Source organism: Erythrobacter sp., assembly GCF_038133525.1.
Taxonomy (GTDB): Bacteria; Pseudomonadota; Alphaproteobacteria; order Sphingomonadales; family Sphingomonadaceae; genus Qipengyuania.
The window spans coordinates 1-17,112 of the sequence record NZ_JAYPTL010000063.1; the positions used below are offsets into that span (position 1 = coordinate 1).

At 63.3% G+C, this 17,112-nt stretch carries 13 protein-coding genes; 8 read left to right on the top strand and 5 right to left on the bottom strand.

What is annotated here, in order from left to right:
• Positions 1-85: 85 nt before the first annotated feature.
• On the bottom strand, positions 86-3,406 hold the full coding sequence (locus AAFM29_RS14220; RefSeq protein ID WP_341713449.1) for an amidohydrolase family protein: 3,321 nt from the start codon (positions 3,404-3,406) through the stop codon (positions 86-88).
• An 85-nt stretch (positions 3,407-3,491) separates the two neighbouring features.
• Positions 3,492-4,520: a LacI family DNA-binding transcriptional regulator gene (locus tag AAFM29_RS14225; RefSeq protein WP_341713450.1), complete on the bottom strand. Its 1,029-nt coding sequence runs from the start codon at positions 4,518-4,520 to the stop codon at positions 3,492-3,494.
• Positions 4,521-4,642: 122 nt separating this feature from the next.
• Here AAFM29_RS14225 and AAFM29_RS14230 point away from each other — a divergent pair, with 122 nt between their 5' ends.
• The 3 genes from AAFM29_RS14230 to AAFM29_RS14240 are packed head-to-tail and all read left to right on the top strand — an operon-like array spanning position 4,643 to position 7,761.
• Positions 4,643-4,951: a hypothetical protein gene (locus AAFM29_RS14230; RefSeq protein ID WP_341713451.1), complete on the top strand. Its 309-nt coding sequence runs from the start codon at positions 4,643-4,645 to the stop codon at positions 4,949-4,951.
• A 1-nt stretch (position 4,952) separates the two neighbouring features.
• The gene (locus tag AAFM29_RS14235; RefSeq protein WP_341713452.1) at positions 4,953-6,332 is read left to right on the top strand and encodes a hypothetical protein; all 1,380 of its coding nucleotides are present in this window, start codon (positions 4,953-4,955) and stop codon (positions 6,330-6,332) included.
• Between the two features lie 43 nt (positions 6,333-6,375).
• A complete protein-coding gene (locus AAFM29_RS14240) occupies positions 6,376-7,761 on the top strand; it encodes an O-antigen polymerase (RefSeq protein ID WP_341713453.1) in 1,386 nt (461 codons plus the stop codon).
• 2 nt (positions 7,762-7,763) lie between these two features.
• Here AAFM29_RS14240 and AAFM29_RS14245 read toward each other — a convergent pair whose 3' ends face one another.
• Positions 7,764-8,708: a hypothetical protein gene (locus tag AAFM29_RS14245; protein ID WP_341713454.1), complete on the bottom strand. Its 945-nt coding sequence runs from the start codon at positions 8,706-8,708 to the stop codon at positions 7,764-7,766.
• A 109-nt stretch (positions 8,709-8,817) separates the two neighbouring features.
• On the opposite strand from AAFM29_RS14245, the gene AAFM29_RS14250 reads away from it, so the two are divergent.
• From AAFM29_RS14250 to AAFM29_RS14270, 5 genes are read left to right on the top strand one after another with little or no spacing between them, the layout of a single operon-like run.
• Positions 8,818-10,320: an NAD(P)/FAD-dependent oxidoreductase gene (locus AAFM29_RS14250; protein WP_341713455.1), complete on the top strand. Its 1,503-nt coding sequence runs from the start codon at positions 8,818-8,820 to the stop codon at positions 10,318-10,320.
• Positions 10,321-10,353: 33 nt separating this feature from the next.
• The gene (locus tag AAFM29_RS14255; protein WP_341713456.1) at positions 10,354-11,112 is read left to right on the top strand and encodes a molybdopterin-binding protein; all 759 of its coding nucleotides are present in this window, start codon (positions 10,354-10,356) and stop codon (positions 11,110-11,112) included.
• Between the two features lie 57 nt (positions 11,113-11,169).
• Positions 11,170-14,094 (top strand): DUF2339 domain-containing protein, encoded by a 2,925-nt coding sequence (locus tag AAFM29_RS14260; protein WP_341713457.1) that lies wholly within the window; start codon positions 11,170-11,172, stop codon positions 14,092-14,094.
• A 36-nt stretch (positions 14,095-14,130) separates the two neighbouring features.
• Entirely contained in the window at positions 14,131-15,099 is a 969-nt protein-coding gene (locus tag AAFM29_RS14265; protein ID WP_341713458.1) for a hypothetical protein, read from the top strand.
• Positions 15,100-15,103: 4 nt separating this feature from the next.
• The gene (locus AAFM29_RS14270) at positions 15,104-16,018 is read left to right on the top strand and encodes a GNAT family N-acetyltransferase (protein WP_341713459.1); all 915 of its coding nucleotides are present in this window, start codon (positions 15,104-15,106) and stop codon (positions 16,016-16,018) included.
• Between the two features lie 64 nt (positions 16,019-16,082).
• Here AAFM29_RS14270 and rplA read toward each other — a convergent pair whose 3' ends face one another.
• Together rplA and rplK are read right to left on the bottom strand one after the other, a co-directional pair.
• Complete coding sequence (gene rplA / locus AAFM29_RS14275; RefSeq protein WP_341713460.1) at positions 16,083-16,775, bottom strand: 50S ribosomal protein L1; 693 nt, start codon at positions 16,773-16,775, stop codon at positions 16,083-16,085.
• A gap of 4 nt (positions 16,776-16,779) precedes the next feature.
• The coding region (rplK, locus tag AAFM29_RS14280) for a 50S ribosomal protein L11 (RefSeq protein ID WP_341713462.1) at positions 16,780-17,112 on the bottom strand (333 nt) is incomplete at its 5' end.

Below are 17,112 nucleotides of genomic sequence, written 5' to 3' on the forward strand. Positions count from 1 at the left end.
GCCTTCCTCTCCGCTGCCCGCGCCGGTTAACAGCCCCGAACAAGGGGGGGCGGCGGCTCGCGAGATGCGAGCCGCCGCTATCCATTCATTCCCACCAATAGGGTTGGCGGCGGCTGTCGCCGGTCTCGACCTCGTTCATGGTCTTGGCGTCGTAGAGACGACCGCCCAGCATTACCCGCTCGATCTTGTCCGAATTGCGGATGTCGGCACTCGGATCCTCGGACAGCACCAGCAGGTCGGCCAGCTTGCCCGCCTCGAGGCTGCCGATATCGCGTGACATGCCGAGCGACTGGGCCGAGACGATGGTGCCCGCACGCAGGGCCTCGACCGGTGTCATGCCGCCACGCACGAAGCTCCACAGCTCCCAGTGCGAACCGATGCCCGCCTGCTGGCCATGCGCGCCGATGCTGATCTTGACCCCGCGCTGGCTGAGCTTCTTTGCCTCGCGCGCGGAATCGTCATCGACGAAGGCCCAGTCGGGTGCCTTCACTCGCCGCGCCGTATCCGCGATCAGCTGGCGCGGAGGCGTGTGCACCATCAACGGATTGGCGAATACGTCGGTCGCCTGGCGCCAATAGGGATCGCCTGCCAGCCCGCCATAGGTAACCACCAGGGTCGGGGTGTTGTTGGTCTGCGAACCGCTCCAGAACTGGAGAACATCCTCGTAGAAATGCTCGACCGGGACATTGTGTTCGACCGTCGAATTGCCATCGGCAATCAGGTTCATGTCCATCCCGAACAGCGAACCGCCTTCGGCTACCACCAGCATGTTTTCGGCCCGGGCAGCCGCGACAACCTGCTGGCGCTGTTCGCGCCGGGGCTGGTTGTAGTTCTTTACCGAAACCCCACCCTGCGCCTTGATCCGGCGGACATGGGCAAGCGCATCCTCATAACCATCGATGCGCGCGTAGACGCCCGGCGCCTTGGCGCCATAGATCACCTCGCCCGTCGAAAAGATACGCGGGGCGAGCAGGGTCCCCGCGCGCTGGCGTTCTGACGCGGCGAAGATCATGCTGGCGCTGGACGACGGATCGTGAATCGTCGTGGTGCCAAGCGCGAGGTTCTGGACCAGCGACCAGTTCTGCTGCGGGACAAGATCACCCTGCCCCTGCGCACCATGCGCATGGGCATCGACCAGGCCGGGCATGATCACCTTGCCGCTGGCATCGATCACCTTTGCCCCGGCAGGGATGGCGATCTCCGAAGCCGGGCCCACTGCAGCGATCCGATCGCCTTCGATCACGATCACGCCGTTCTCGATCGCGCCGGCACCGTCATCCGCCATGGTCAGGATCCGTGCGCCCGAAAGAACCACAGTTCCGCCCGGCTTGGCCGCGGTGATTGTCCGCGCCAGCGAAACCCCGCTGACCGGCGGTTCGAACTTGGGTGCGTCCTTGTCCTTCGGCGCGTTGGCGAACATCGCTGCGGTGGTCGCGCGGAACAGCGTCGGACCCATCGACCATGTCAGCGTGCTGCCGCCATCGGTCCAGCCGATGTAGTCCGCCCCGCCCTTGCTGGCGCGGACGACAGGCAGCGCACTGGCCTTCTCACCCAGGGTCACCGCCTGCCCACCGGGCAGCAGCTGCGTCACGAAAACCTCATAGTTCTCGCGGAAGGCCAGCAAGTCCCCGCGCGGGCTCACGCTATAGCCGCTGACAAGCTCACCTTCCGCATGGACCTGGCGCTTGTCGCCATCGAGTTCGGCGGACAGGAGCTGCAACTTGCCGCCCGAACGGCCGAGCATGAAAACGCGATCGCTTGAGGCGCCGAACTGCGGCTCGGATGTGTCGCGGGCGATCAGCTTGGGTGTGCCTCCCGTGCTCGCCACCGCGTAAATGCCTTCGTTCTCCGAGTATTCGGGTGAAGTCAGGTAGCCGCCCGAACGCTTCTCAAACACAATCGTGCGCCCATCGGGCGAAAATTGCGGAAGGGCATAATGCCCGCGCATGTCGGTCACGACGCGGGCGTTGCGGCCAGCGGCGTCGGCGACCATGACCTGCCCCAGGCCGCCATCGGTCCAGCGCACGAAGGTGATGCGCTTGCCGTCCCGCGACCAGCTGGGCCATAGTTCGAGAGCATCGCCACCATCGGCGAACAACCTGCGCGGCTCACCATCGCCCACCGGCTTGCTATAGAGCTTGCCAAGGCTTTCGAAGACAACGGTTCGGCCATCCGGGGACACTGAAGTGAAGCGCGGAATCCTGGCCGTAAAGCTTGCCTCGCCCACCGCAATCACCGGATGCGGCGCGTCGACCACCCCGCGAGTATCGTCGATACGGAAGGGGATCACGGTTGCGCCGCTGCCATCGGCCGCGATGCGCTGAATCTTGCCGCCTGCCCAGGCCACGATGCTCTGGCCATCGGGCGTCCAGTCCATCAACGGATAGAAGCCATAGACCGCCCAGGTTTCCTGCATGTCGAGCTCTAGATCGCCGTAGATCTTGCGCTCGACGCCGCTGGCGAGGTCCTTTACCCAGAGTTCGGTTTGATCCTTGTCCCGGCGGATGAAGGCGAGCTTCTTTCCGTCGGGCGACGGAGAAGGCCGCACCGCCCCGCCAAAACCGCTGGCGACCGTCGTGACTTCGGTGGTGGCCAAGTCATAACGCTCGATCGCAAAGGTGCCTTGGGTCGAATCCTGCGCATATTCGAAGATCGGCCCGCCAGTTACGTTGCGCGTATAATAGACCGCGTCTCCTGACGGCGCATATGTCGGCTCACCCAGCTCCTTCTGCAGCGCCTCGCTGGCCCGGGCGACCAGTTTGACCCCGCCACCGCCAGAAACATGATAGAGCCAGATCTCGCCTGTGCCGGCGCTACGCTGAGTGGTGAAATGCTTCTTCGCGACGATGTAATTGCCATCGGGTGACCCGCTGGGCTGGTTGAGCAGGCGGAAATCTTCCTTGGTGACCTGGCGCTTGTCCGACCCGTCGGCATTCATCACCCAGATATTGTCGCCGCCTGCGCGGTCGGAGGTGAAGGCGATCCGTTTGCCATCGGGCGAAAAACGCGGCTGCACTTCCCAGGCAAGTCCATCGGCAACGCGCGTCGGCGTCCCGCCTGTGATCGGCATGGTGTAGATGTCGCCCAGCAGCGAGAAAGCCAGTTGTGTCCCGTCAGGCGAAACATCGACATCCATCCACGTGCCTTCGTCCGTGCGGATCGGGACCTGCCGGATCGTGGCATCGCGTGGGGCCGTGACGTCCCACTTGTCGTCTTCCTTGGCCGGCCCGGTCGCGGTTGCCGGCGCCGCCTGAACCGCCATCCCCGATCCGTCCTTGGGCCCTTCCCCCTGCGACGCGCCGACTTCCTGCTCTTCAACCGGATTTGGACTGGGCTCGGCGTTCTGCGCGAAGGCTGCCTGGCTCGCGAACAGAACCGCGAGAACGGATGCGATACTCGATTTCATGCTGGTTTCCCCAAAAACTCACCCAGCTTCATAAGCGGAGCGAAGCCTGGGGCAAATGTCGTTCGTCGAGCCAGATCAGCCGTTGTCAGCCAACGCTGGCTCGCTCTACCAGCCGCACAGGCACGCGACGCTCAGGCTTTTCACCTTCACCGGCAAGTGCAGTGTCGACCAGCAGCTTCCCCGCGAGGGCGAAATCGGGTTCCAGCGTGGTCAATGGCGGTGAACTGAACTCACCTGAGCCAAGGCCGTCGAAGCCGATGACACCGACAGTGCCCGGCACCGATATCCCCCGTGCCGAAAGCTCCTCGAGCGCGCCCAGGGCCATCGCGTCGCAGGCAAAGAACAGGCCGTCGAAGGCAGTTTCGCCTTCGACCAGCGATGCAATCGCATTGCGACCCTGCGAAACGCGATCTTCGCCTTCGCTTACCATCGGATCGCGCGGAGCGAGACCTGCCGCCTCCATTGCGGCGCGATACCCCTCGTATCGTTCCGAAAACTGGCGCTGCGACGATGCAGTGTCGCCAACGAATATGATGTCCTTGGCCCCGCCCCTGACCAGTCGTTCGACCGCAAGCTGGCCGCCCTGCCGATTGTCCGATCGAACCCAGACAGCATCGTCAAACGGCGAGCCCCAGAAAGCGATTGCGTCGGTTTCCTGCGCACACTGGCGGAAATATTCCCATGCCGCCGCATTGGTCGCGGTGCCGATAACCACCACGCCGTCGGCCTGCCGCCGCGCGACATAGTGACCAAAGAAATCCTCCGGCTGCGCCTGGAACGACACCAGCGCTTCGTACCCCCGCTCGGCTGCGGCCGCGCAGGTACTGCCCAGCATGCTGTAGTAAAAGGGGTTGATACTGGCGGCGCCTTCACCCGCACGACCGATCACCACGACAGCGATCGTGCCTGTCTCTCCCTTGCGCAGACCGGCTGCACGCGCATTGACGAAATACCCCAACTCGGCAGCCGCTTGTTCTACCCGCCGACGCGTTGCCTCGGTAATCGTCTCGGATCCGGATAGCGCCCGGCTGACCGTAGACTGGCTCACACCGGCACGTTCGGCCACGTCGATCGATGTAACGCGACGCATCCTGGCCTTGTCGTTGTTCGGCATTCCTCGCCCCATTCTTCTTCTGAGCCGCCCTAAACCACTGCGAACAGGATTGCGATAGGGACATCCAAGACTTGCACCGGCAGGATTGCGGCGCATAAGGGGAGTGATTGCGGGAAAAGACTATGTCACGGGAAAACCGAAGGGAGGAGCGCTTCGTAGTCGAAGTTGCGGGTCGTTATCGTGCCCGCCACGGCATGTCGCGTGACATCTGGATCAAGGACATCTCCGAATACGGCTGTCGCTTCTTCGACAAGTTCTCGATCCTGGAAATAGACAGCGTAATCCTCATCAAGGTCGGCAATATCGGGCCAATTCCGACCGAAGTGAAATGGCGGGACGGCAGCACGGTGGGGGGCGAGTTCGAACGTCCGCTCCACCCCAGCGTGCTCGAGCATATTCGTCGAGAGATGGATCACAGAGATAGCCACTGACATGCCGGGGACGGCGCAGCGCCGCCTGATCCAGGCGCTACTTTCCTACCTGATGGGAATTGCGACACGAGTGATCGTGCAGATCGCCGCGCTGCCGATCCTGTTCGCGCATTGGTCTGCTGAACGCGTCGGCACCTGGATGCTGGTCTATGCCCTGCCCTCCTATTTCGTGGTGGCTGGCAGCGCCTTTGCCAGTGCCGGGGGGAACCTGGCGCTGGCCGCATCGCGCGAAGGGCGCTGGGCGGAAGCGCGCGCAGCGTTCCGTGCAAGCTGGGTTTGGGCGGCGGCATCAGGTGTAGGCATCGCGGGGCTGTTCTATGCCGCTGCAACTTTGGTCAACGACAGCACTGCCCAACAGCTGGGTCTGCTAGGCGCTGCAGAATTGCGGGCCTGTGCCCTGTGGTTGGGGGTCTATTTCATCGCTGTCGCGCTGGCGTCGGTAATGCTTGTGCCGATGCGGGTCGGCGAACGCTATCCACAGTTCTACACGGTACAGAACCTGGCCAGCCTCGCTGAAGTTGCCGTGCTGGTGATCTGCGTTCCGCGGAGCGATTCATACGAATTGCTGGCTTTCGGCCTGGCGATGCTCCGGGTCATCGTCGCCATGATCCTCACCCTGCTGGCATGGCAGGCAAGCCCGACACTCTTCCACGGTTCGGCCACAGCGCTGGACCGCAGCCTTCGGGCGGTGGCGATCCCATCAGCTGCCTTCATGGTCTTGCCGATGGTCTATGTCCTGAACCTGCAGGGCTACACTCTCGTGGTCGGCGCAACCTTTGGAGCGGCGACGGTCGCGGGCTTTGTCGCGACCCGCGTGATCGTCCGCGCGATAGATGTCGTCATGTCGGTCATCTACGCCTCGCAATTCAACGAGGCGGGCTATCTTGGCGCCGGCAAGCGCGACATCCAGCGCCGCCAACTGGCAACCATGACGATGGTCACGTTGTGCGGGGTAGTGGCCTTTTCGGTAGCGCTGGTTTTCGTGGGTCCATGGCTCCAGCAAGTGCTCAGTTCGGGCAAGAGTACCTTTGACCCAGTGGTCGCCCTGGTTCTGCTGGCATCGGGGCTGATCCGCGCGCTGGCGACCACGCCGCAGGCCCTGATCGCCGCGGAAAACATGCATGCGAGGCTGGCGACAAGCTACCTTGTGGTATCGCTCGCCTGTCTGCCGGTGGCTGCAGGACTGGCGCTCGCCGGACTGCCGCTGGCGATCGTGTTGTTGGTGCTGATACCCGCCGAACTGGGGCAGGCCATCCCCGCCTTTCGCATTATCCTGCTCCACCTGGAATGGGGCAAACGCGATCTGCTGGCGGCGCTGTTCCATCGCGACAGGATCGGCGACATTCTGCAGCTCATGCGTTTTCTGGTGCATCGCCGTTAGCGGCCGCTTGCCCGCGTGACCCTAGCGCCTAAAGGTTTGGCCTATGTATGACGTGCTGCTCATCGCATCCTGCGTCCTGTTCTTGGGCGTGTGCCTCGCCTATGCGAGGCACGAAGCGGCGAGCCTATTCCACCCCGCGACGATCTACCTGGGTTTCCACGGCTTCATCTTCGTCATCCGGCCGCTGTTTGCGCGCTGGTATCATTTCGACCTCGTCTATCGGGTCTATGATTTCCAGCCGTCGATAGCGAACAAGATCACGGTGATCCTCGGCGCCAACCTGGCGATGCTGGTCTTCACCGGCGTTTCTCTGTTGGTTGCAGGCCGCCCGGTCCTGGCCGTTCCATCGCGCGACGAGTTCGACCGGCTTCGCCGCGCTCTCGCAGGACCGATCATTGCGGCCTCGATCCTGCTCGCGCCGCTCGCCATCGCATCGCAACTCGAAGCCTGGTCGCGCCGCGCCGATCCCTATGCTTCGATGGCCCGCGATGCCGGCACCGGCATCATGGTCAATGTCGGCGCCAACGGATGGTTCAACGACGCCGCGCTGATGCTCGCCCCGCTGACTGTCCTTGTCGTTTGGTTGCTGCGATACCGCGCCTCGGCATGGATCGTGTTCGGCCTCTCCAGCCTGCTGATCCTCGGTTCGGGAGGAAGGGGAAGTTTCGTATTCACGGCGGTGGCGCTGGCCATGCTGTACCTGCTCGAAAAGCGCCGCAACTGGTTCGACTGGAAGATCGCCGGCCTGACGCTGGTCAGTCTTGTGTCCTTCAACCTCATCGTGATCGACCGCGGGGCAACGGTCCGCGAGCTGTTCGGCGCCGACAGCGGTGAGACCTATACCAGCGCCCGCGATCTCGCACCGCTCGAACATATGGATTTCGCCAATCTCGAGTACTTCGAGTTCATCACCTATGCCGTCCCGGAGCGGACGGGCAGCTGGGACTATTTCGCGCACAATTTGCAGATCTTCACCGAACCCGTCCCCCGGGCATTGTGGAAGGACAAGCCGGTCGGGTCGCCGGTCAAGTTCTTCGAGTTGTGGGATTACGGCACGCCGATAGGGATGACGATTTCGCTTCCCGGCGCGGGCTGGATGTCGCTCGGCTATGTGGGGATCGTGATCCAGGCTGCGTTCTTCGCTTTCCTCTACGGGCTGGTCTACACTCGGCTGCTGACCCAATCGCAGGATCCACTACCCCGGCTCGCCTATGTGTTGCTGGCCGCGACATCGCTGGTGGTGTTCCGCGACGGGATCCTGCTGACGCTGCTACGCCAGTTGCCCTTCTACTTCGGGCCCTTCCTGCTCGTGCTCGCCTTCGCGCGGATCAAATCGCGTCCCACCTCGCGATGGGTGCCGGACCCTTCGAATACCGACAACCCGACCAGCCCGGTTGAGCGACGTCGCGAACTGGCGCGACGCGCCTGACATCACAAGCGAGGAGCGTGGCCGCGCTCACCGCCGAGGAATCTCGCAACCAGTGCCGCCACCCGGCGCGGTACAATGCGTCCCCTCAAGTAGCGGCGATAGGACCGGACAAAGCCCTCAGGATTGAATGCGTCAGCAGGGTAGTCAGCCAGAAACGGCTTGTCGGCAGGCAGATGCAGGATTGCACAGGCTTCAACCTCCCGAAACGGCGGAAAGGCCTGCGTCGTACGCGCCGACCAATAGCGAGCGATTGCACGCAGCCTTGCACCATCCTCTACCGTCCCGCCATCTCCGCGAAAGACCTGCAGCGCAGCGGTCAGGACCATCTCGTCACCAACATGGACCATGGCGCTGCTCGCCTCGAGATAGCGCGGCCAGAAAATTGCGATGTGTTCCGCCAGCTCCGCAAATCTACCCGCCGGCCCCATGATGAATTCCCCACCCCACCATTCGGCCGAACAATCGCGCCCGGACAGCACCGCAAGGCTGGCGGCTACTTCGGCGGCAGTTGCCCCAGCGGCCGCAACCGGCGTGAGGTCATAACCGACAAGCGCATCCTCACTGCAGATACCGGGGGGCAAGCTGCCAAGGCACACGGCATCGAGATCGACCAGCGCCGGATAATCCCCATAGTCACCCGAACCGAATTTCGTCAGCAGCTCGAGTTTGTAGTGGGCCGAGCGGAACCGAAGATCGCCCGGCACCTCCCAGGCAAACACCTCCTCGCGGATCGGCAGTCCGGCAATTCCCAAAGCTGCACAGCGACGAAGAAGCCGGTCCCGATCATCGGTCACCAGTTCCCATTCATAGCCGCCGTAACGAAACGACCTCCAACACAGGGCGGCGCAACGCAGGTAGACGTCGAGCGGATCGTGCCCATGCGCGAGGTTGACCGCCCGCTCATCGCGGAGCGGGGCCACCAGCAAGCCATGGAAACGAGGGGTCATCGGGGCAGCGATAAACAAGGTGCGGGAAGAGGCCAAGGAGTTGCACTTCAAAACTGACTGGCGCTCCCCGCCAGACTAGGTTACGTTTACGTCAACTGGGAGATACTGGATGAATCAACAGGCGAACGATTTCGACGTCCTCATCGTCGGCGCAGGCATTTCGGGCATCGGCATGGCAGCACATATGCGCGAGAAGGCGCCGGGGCACAGCTTCGCCATCATCGAGCGGCGCGACAATCTGGGTGGGACCTGGGATCTGTTCCGCTATCCCGGCATCCGCTCCGACAGCGACATGCATACGCTGGGCTTCGATTTCGAACCCTGGAAGCACGAAAAATCGATCGCGGACGGCCCCGCCATTCTCGAATATCTCGACCGGATCGTCGATGAGCGCGACATCCGTCGCCACATCCGCTTTGGCCAAAAAGTAGTCGCGGCCGACTGGCACGAAAGCGACGCACGCTGGCACGTCACGCTGGAGACAAGCGAAGGCGAAAAGAAGCACGTTTCCGCCAACTGGCTCTACCTCGGCTCCGGGTATTACGATTACGACGAGCCTTACGACCCCGGCTTCGATTTCGGCGAATTCGAAGGCCAGGTGATCCACCCGCAGTTCTGGCCCAAGGACCTCGACTACACCGGCAAGAATGTCGTCGTGATCGGATCGGGCGCGACCGCAGTGACCATCGTACCGTCGATGTCCGACAAGGCGGCCAAGGTCACCATGCTCCAGCGCACCCCCACCTGGATGTTCAGCAGGCCGGCCAAGGATGCCTTTGCCAATACGCTGCGCAAGATCCTGCCAGAGAAGCTGGCCTATCGGATCACCCGCTGGAAGAACATCACGCTACAGGACATCAGTTTCAAGCGCGCGCGCACGCGACCGGAAAAGGTCGGTGAGTTCCTGCACACGAAGATCCGCAAGATCATGGGCAAGGACTTCGACCTCACGCCCTTTACCCCACCCTATAACCCGTGGGACCAGCGCCTGTGCCTGGTGCCTGACGACGACCTGTTTGCCGCGATCAAGAAGGGCAAGGCCGATGTCGTCACCGGCCATATCAAGGCATTCGAGAAGGGTGGCGTGCGACTCAACGACGATCGCTTCCTGCCAGCTGATATCGTCGTCACCGCGACCGGCCTCAAACTTGCCGTTGCGGGCAAGATTGCACTGTCGAAGGACGGCACCCCGATCAACCTGGCGGATCACTTCTATTACAAGGGATGCATGTTCTCGAACGTGCCGAACCTGGCTGTGGTATTCGGCTATCTCAACGCCAGCTGGACGCTGCGGGCGGATATCAACTCGGACTACATCTGCCGCGTGCTCAATCACCAGAAGGCCACCGGCACCGACGTCGCCGTCCCGGTCCTGCCGGCGGACCACAAGCTGGAAGAAGACGACATATTCGACTTCTCGAGCGGCTATATCCAGCGCGGCAAGCACATCATGCCGAAGAACGCAGTGGCCTATCCCTGGCGGCTCAACCAGGAATATGTGATCGACCGCAAGCGGATGAAGACCGACCCTGTCGATGACGGAATCCTTGGGCTTTATCAGCATGGTGCCAATACGCGCGAGCCTGAGGAGCAGCTCGAAGCAGCGGAGTAGCTTTCGCGCGCATTGCGCATTACGGCAGCTGACATGAGCGAACGCATTTATACCGCCGGACTCGTCGTGATCGGCGACGAGATCCTCTCGGGCCGCACGCATGACAAGAATATCGCGCAGGTGGCGAGCTGGCTGCAGGTGCAAGGCATCCGCCTGGCCGAAGTGCGCGTGGTGCCCGACGTCGTCGAGCGAATCGTCGAGGCGGTCAACGCGCTGCGCGAACAGAACGACTATCTCTTCACCACCGGCGGGATCGGCCCGACCCATGACGACATTACCGTTGACGCCGTGGCCGAAGCCTTGGGGGTTGGAGTTGTCGTTCACCCGGAAGCGCGGGCGATGCTCGAACGCTACTACGGCAGCCGTGGGCTAGAGGTGACCGAAGCGCGGCTGCGCATGGCGCGCGTGCCGGAAGGCGCCGAACTCATACCCAATCGCATGTCGGGGGCACCCGGCATCAAGATCGGCAATCTTCACCTGATGGCGGGGGTTCCGCACATCACGGCGGGCATGCTCGACGCACTGACCGGGACACTCGACGGTGGGGCGCCGCTGCTCAGCGAAACCATCGGGTGCTGGACGGCGGAGAGTGAGGTGGCCGACATCCTGCGTGAGGCCGAAAAGGCGCATGAGAGCTGCCAGATCGGCAGCTATCCCTTTTTCCGCGAAGGCCGCGTCGGGGCAAACTTCGTCATCCGCTCGACCGATGCGGATGAGTTGAAGAGCTGTGTCGACAGCCTGTGCGACGGGCTGGCCACCGCCGGGTTCGACTTTACCCCCGGCGGAATCTGAACCACTCTTTCCAGCCCGCCGTAGCCGGGATAATCCCCCAGAAGAGGGGATAGGTGTATGGAATGGCTGTTCATCTTCGGCCTTGCTGGCCTTGTCGCCATGCTGTGGAGCCGGATCGACAAGCTCGAACGCCGCGTAGCCGTGCTCCACGAGCTGCAAGACCTTGCAGTAGAACAATTGCGCGACCTGCACCGCCGCGGCGTCGCCGCCCCTGAGCCCACACAGGACGAGAAAACCCCTGCTGCGGAACAGAAGCCGGAACTCGCTGCTGAACCAAAACCTGCTCCCCAGCGCGTCACGGTACCTTCCGTTTCGTTGCGACGCAGCGAGAGTGAGGCTGTCAGGATCGAGCCACCACAGCCGGAGCCGTCATTGCCGGAGTTCGGCCCCGAACCGGCCTCCCCTCCACTACGCGAGCGCTTTCAGTTCGATTTTGAGGAAATCTTCGGTCGTCGCCTCCCGATCTGGGCCGGCGGGGTAACGCTGGCAGTCGCCGGCGTATTCCTCGTCAAATATTCGATCGAGCGCGGGCTGATCACGCCCCTGCTACGCGTGATCATGGCCTTTGTCTTCGGCGGCGGGCTGATCGCCGGGGCCGAGGCGGCCTATCGCTATCGCGACCGCGTGGCGGACCCGCGCGTGGCGCAGGCACTGGCGGGGGCAGGTCTGGCAACGCTCTATGCCGGTTTCTACCTGGCAGGCACGCAATATGGCCTGATCGGGCAAGGCTTCGCCTTCCTCGGCCTCGCCGCGGTTACCGCCGGCGCGATTGCCCTGTCGTTCCGCTTCGGCCTGCCAAGCGCCGTTTTGGGGCTGGTAGGCGGCTTCGCGGCCCCTGCGCTGGTTGGCGGCGAGGAAGCGAACATTCCATTGCTTGCGCTCTACCTCGGCCTCGTCACGGGTGGCCTCACCTTCGCGGGTCGCGAACAGAAACGCCAATGGATGGGTATTGCGGCCCTCATAGGCGGGCTCGGCTGGGGCGCGCTCCTGCTATTCGCGGGCAATACCAGCGTGGCCGATGTCATCGCATTGGGCCTGTATTTCACCATGCTCGGCGTGGTGGTGCCCGCCTTTGCGGCATCCAACCGGTTTGAAGTACCCATTCGCCTCGCGGCAGCGCTGGTCGCCAGCGTCCAGCTAGCCCTGCTGGTCGAACAGGGCGGATATTCGATGCTCACTTGGGGGCTGTATCTCCTGCTCGGCGCGACGCTGGCCTTTTTCGGCTGGAAACAACCGCAGATGCGCGAAGGGAACGCCGTCGCGGCAACTGTGGCACTGCTGCTGCTGGCCATGTGGCCGGTGCAGAGCGGACTCGAATACTTCATCGTGTGCACGGGGCTGGCCGCAGTTTTCGCGTTCGTACCCTTGGCGCATGTCTGGCGGAAGGAAGAGCGGATCATCGACCTCCTACAGGTCGCAATGGTTCCGGCCGTCATGGCAGCCCTGACCTATGGCGAGTTTGGCGAGTTCCTTGCCGATCGTATCGAGGCAACCCTTGCAGCGGCAACTCTGGCGCTGGCTGCGATCCCGGCAATGGGCGCCTGGAGGATCTGGCAGCGCGGTAAGGCGCCGTTCCTGGCGATTGAGATTGCCGTCGCTGCACTGCTCACGACCAGTGCCTTGTGGATGGTCTCGCCGGCATGGCTGGCGCCGCTTGCTGCAGGCCTTGTCTTCACGGGCCTATTCGTCCTGTTGCGCGACCGCGGCGAAGGTGAGCTGCGCGCGCTGCCTTGGGCGGGTGCCGCACTCACCGCACTCGCCCTGTTTGGCCTGGACCTGTTCGATACCGAGATCGCGCGACTGGCTGGCTGGCCTGACCCTTCGCTGGCCCTGCGCAGCCTGCTGCGCTGGGCAACGCCGGCAGCAGCCTTCGCGGTGCTCGCCTGGCACGAAAGGGACAAGGTTGGGCGACAGATTGCCGAGGGTGCGGCGACCGTGTTCGTCTACGGCGCCTTGGCGCAGGTTCTCCCGGGCGACGCGCTGGCGTGGACTGCAGCGGTGCTGACCGCGGCGGCCGCCTTTGGTCTGCCAAACAGGCCCGTGGTGCGATACCTCTCGATCGCGATAACCCTGCTGTGGTCGGTCGACCCTGCGACGCGGTGGATTGGCGCCGGTGTCATCTCGCTGTTCGGTGAGCCGGTCTATGTCGATGCCCTACCCTCCTTGCGCCAGACCGCGCTCTACATCATCCCGGCCATTGTCGGCCTGGCCTTGCTGCGTGGACATACGCGTGAATGGCGCGGGTTCGCCTGGCGCCTAGAGTGGTTGGCCACCTTGCCAGCGCTGGTCGCACTTCACATCGGCTACAAGCAGTTCTTCGCCATCGAGACGGTAAGTGGCTTCGTGTCACAGGGAATGGCCGAGCGGACGCTTTGGGAAGGCCTGTTGCTCGCCGCGGGCTGGGCCATTTCGACACGCTTCACATGGGCCGGGAGGATACTCGTTGCGGCAGCGCTCGCGCACTTCCTCCTCTACAGCGGCTTGCTGCACAATCCACTGTGGGACCAGCAGGCCGTGGGTGCAACGCCGGTCGCCAACCTCATCCTCGCCGCCTACGCTATCGCCGTCGCAGCCGCCCTGCTGTTGCGCGGTGCCTTTCCGGATCGATTGCGCCCCTGGCTCGACGGGCTGGTGGTCGCACTCGTCAGCTTTGGCGCGCTAACCCTGTTGAGGCAGGCCTTTGCCGGGACCATCCCGATGGAAGCCGCGATGACCCAATCCGAAGACCTGCTGCGATCGCTGCTCGGCATCCTCCTTGCGATTGGCTTCCTGCTGCTCGGCAGCCGCCGCGGTGAGCGCAGCTGGCGGGTCGGCTCGCTGGTGCTGATGGTGCTCGCCGTCGCGAAGGTATTCATCGTCGATGCCGCCGGGTTGGAGGGACTGCTAAGGATTGCCAGCTTCATGGCGCTGGGCTTCAGCCTGATCGGCATTGGCTGGCTCTATTCGCGCCAACTGCGCGGCTCGCCCGCAGGAGCAGGGTAATCGATGCATTAACCCTGCCGTGCTAGCGTTGCGGCCATGACGGCGGTCTATATCACGATCGATACCGAATATTCGGCTGGCCTCGCCGTGCGCCTCGGTTTGGGCGCACGACAGGAGGTTTTCGACCGCTCGATCACTTGCAAGACACCGATGGGCGACGTGGGAATCGTCCACCAGATGGCCGTAATGGATGCCCACCAGATCAAGGGCGTCTTCTTCGTCGATCCCATGCCGGCGTTGATCTGGGGCGTGCGCGCAATTGCAGACGTCATAGAGCCGATCCTGGAGCGTGGGCATGAAGTGCAGTTGCACCTCCACCCCGAATGGCTGGAAATCGCCGGCGATGCGAACCCGTTGCGTGGGCGCACTGGCCGGGCGATGCATGACTTCACGGAACAAGAGCAGGTCGAGCTTATCGAGATCGCGCGGGAGTACCTCGTCCAGGCTGGTGCACCTGCCCCGACTGCCTTTCGCGCAGGCAACTACGCCGCCGACGACGCCACGCTCCGCGCGCTGCTTCGCTGCGGAATTCGCTATGACAGTAGCCACGTGCCGGGGCTCCCGTCGTCCGATTGCCGGATATCGCTGGGCCAGAAGGATCGCCAGGTGGTCGAACACCATGGCACGATCGAAGTCCCGACCGGGTCGATCAATGCCCTGCGCGGCCAAAGGCACGCACAGGTAACCGCCGTATCGAACTGGGAAATGCGAGCGGCGCTGCGCCATGCCGTGGCGCAAGGCATCCCCATGCTCAACCTCGTCAGTCACAGTTTCGAACTGATGAGCCGCGACCGGAAACTGGCCAACCCCTTCCTCGTGCGGCGTTTCACACAGTTGTGCCGGGACATCGCCCGAATCGATGGCGCCCATTCGGCGACCTTCCGTTCACGTCCGCCCCGGCTTGGTGAGGAGACCGGCGCGGCCCGCATGCCCGTGAGTGAAGTTCGCACCGGCCTGCGCATCGCCGAACAGGCACTATCCAACGCCATCTACGGTCGCAGCTGACGCAATGAGCCTCGCCGTATCCCATCCGGTGTCCTTCACGCTTGGGTCCCGCCGTCTCTTCGGTGTTCAGCGCCACCTGGTCCCGCTCGCCTTCTCGCTTGAAGACGCGCTGTCAGGGAGCTTGCCGGACATTCCTGACCTGCGCGCAACCGACGGGTTGCGTATACTCTCGGCACCCAACGGACTGGCCAGCCATATCATCGAACAGCATCCGGGCTGGCTGATCGGTGGCCGCGAGGATTATCCGCGCGCATATATCGCGATGGACGGCAGCTTTGACGACTATCTTGGCAAGTTCTCAGGCAAGACCCGCGCGACGTTCAAGCGCAAGCGACGAAGGTTTGAGGAAGCTGGAGGCGAATCATTCGACCTGCGCAGCTACAGTACGCCGGAAGAACTTCGGCAGTTCCTCGCCCTGGCCCTGCCGCTGTCGCGCCGCACCTATCAGGCGCGCCTGCTCGATGCCGGGCTACCCGAGGATCCCGGAGCGCTTGCCCAGATGATGGCGCTGGCCGAGGGGGACCGGTTACGCGCTTTCCTGCTGTTCCTCGCAGGCGAGCCAGTGGCCTACCTCTACCTACCGGTGGTCGGTCATACGCTGGTTTACGCCCATCTCGGCTACGCTCCCGAGCATGCGGCGCTGTCGCCCGGAACGGTGTTGCAGCTGGCAGTGCTCGAGCAGCTCTTCGCGGAGAACCGTTTCCACTATTTCGACTTCACTGAAGGCGGTGGCGCACACAAGGCACTGTTCGGCACGAACAGCATCGCCTGCTCCAGCTTCCTGTTGCTGCGTCCAACCCTGGCCAACCGCGCTCTGCTAGGGGCCCTGACCAGTTTCAATGCGGGCGTTTCCGCGGCCAAGGCCGTGGCAAGAAAAACGGGGGCCGAAGCGCTGGTGCGGCGCGCACTCAGGACATGAGAAAGGGCCGGAAGGTTCGCACCCGCCGGCCCTTTCGCATGTTCGGTTTCAAGTAGGAAAGAGCTTAGGCTCCTTCCACCTCCGCCAGGTCGACCTTGAGGCCGGGGCCCATCGAGCTGGTCAGCGTGACCTTGCGGACATACTTGCCCTTGGCGCCCGACGGCTTGGCCTTGACCACTGCTTCGGTCAGCGCCTTGAAGTTGGCGATCAGCGCGTCGTCCGAGAACGACAGCTTGCCGAGGCCCGAGTGGATGATGCCCAGCTTTTCAACGCGGAACTCAACCTGGCCGGCCTTGGCGTCCTTGACCGCCTGTTCGACGTTGGGGGTCACGGTGCCGAGCTTCGGGTTCGGCATCAGGCCCTTGGGGCCGAGGACCTTACCGAGACGGCCGACGACGCCCATCATGTCCGGCGTGGCGATCACGCGGTCATAGTTGAGGTTGCCGTTCTGCATGTCTTCCATGAGATCTTCGGCACCGACCTTGTCGGCACCGGCAGCCAGCGCCTTCTCGGCGTTGTCGCCACGGGCGAACACGGCAACCTTGACGTCCTTGCCGGTACCCGAAGGAAGCGAAACCATGCCACGGACCATCTGGTCGGCGTGGCGCGGGTCGACGCCGAGGTTCATCGCAACTTCGACGGTTTCGTCGAACTTGCTCTTGTGCTCGCGCAGCGTGGCGAGTGCCTCGGTGACGGTGTAGAGCTTCTCGCCGTCGAGTGCGGCGCGGATCTTCTGCTTCTTGGTCTGCTTGGCCATGTTCTTAGCCCTCCACCACTTCGAGGCCCATCGAACGGGCCGAGCCCTCGATGATGCGGGTCGCCATTTCGATGTCGTTCGCGTTGAGGTCGGCCATCTTGGTCTGGGCGATCTCGGCAAGCTGCGAGCGCTTGATAGTGCCAGCCTTGACCTTGCCCGGCTCCTTCGAACCCGACTTCAGCTTGGCGGCCTTCTTGATCAGGAAGGTTGCCGGCGGGGTCTTGGTGACGAAGGTGAACGAACGGTCGGCATAGACGGTGATGATCGTCGGGATCGGCATGCCCTTTTCAAGGCTGTCGGTCGCGGCGTTGAACGCCTTGCAGAATTCCATGATGTT

Coding starts and splice junctions, on each gene's coding strand:
- AAFM29_RS14220 (WP_341713449.1), bottom strand. CDS start 3,406: ATGAAATCGAGTATCGCATCCGTTCTCGCGGTTCTGTTCGCGAGCCAG.
- AAFM29_RS14225 (WP_341713450.1), bottom strand. CDS start 4,520: ATGCCGAACAACGACAAGGCCAGGATGCGTCGCGTTACATCGATCGAC.
- AAFM29_RS14230 (WP_341713451.1), top strand. CDS start 4,643: ATGTCACGGGAAAACCGAAGGGAGGAGCGCTTCGTAGTCGAAGTTGCG.
- AAFM29_RS14235 (WP_341713452.1), top strand. CDS start 4,953: ATGCCGGGGACGGCGCAGCGCCGCCTGATCCAGGCGCTACTTTCCTAC.
- AAFM29_RS14240 (WP_341713453.1), top strand. CDS start 6,376: ATGTATGACGTGCTGCTCATCGCATCCTGCGTCCTGTTCTTGGGCGTG.
- AAFM29_RS14245 (WP_341713454.1), bottom strand. CDS start 8,708: ATGACCCCTCGTTTCCATGGCTTGCTGGTGGCCCCGCTCCGCGATGAG.
- AAFM29_RS14250 (WP_341713455.1), top strand. CDS start 8,818: ATGAATCAACAGGCGAACGATTTCGACGTCCTCATCGTCGGCGCAGGC.
- AAFM29_RS14255 (WP_341713456.1), top strand. CDS start 10,354: ATGAGCGAACGCATTTATACCGCCGGACTCGTCGTGATCGGCGACGAG.
- AAFM29_RS14260 (WP_341713457.1), top strand. CDS start 11,170: ATGGAATGGCTGTTCATCTTCGGCCTTGCTGGCCTTGTCGCCATGCTG.
- AAFM29_RS14265 (WP_341713458.1), top strand. CDS start 14,131: ATGACGGCGGTCTATATCACGATCGATACCGAATATTCGGCTGGCCTC.
- AAFM29_RS14270 (WP_341713459.1), top strand. CDS start 15,104: ATGAGCCTCGCCGTATCCCATCCGGTGTCCTTCACGCTTGGGTCCCGC.
- rplA (WP_341713460.1), bottom strand. CDS start 16,775: ATGGCCAAGCAGACCAAGAAGCAGAAGATCCGCGCCGCACTCGACGGC.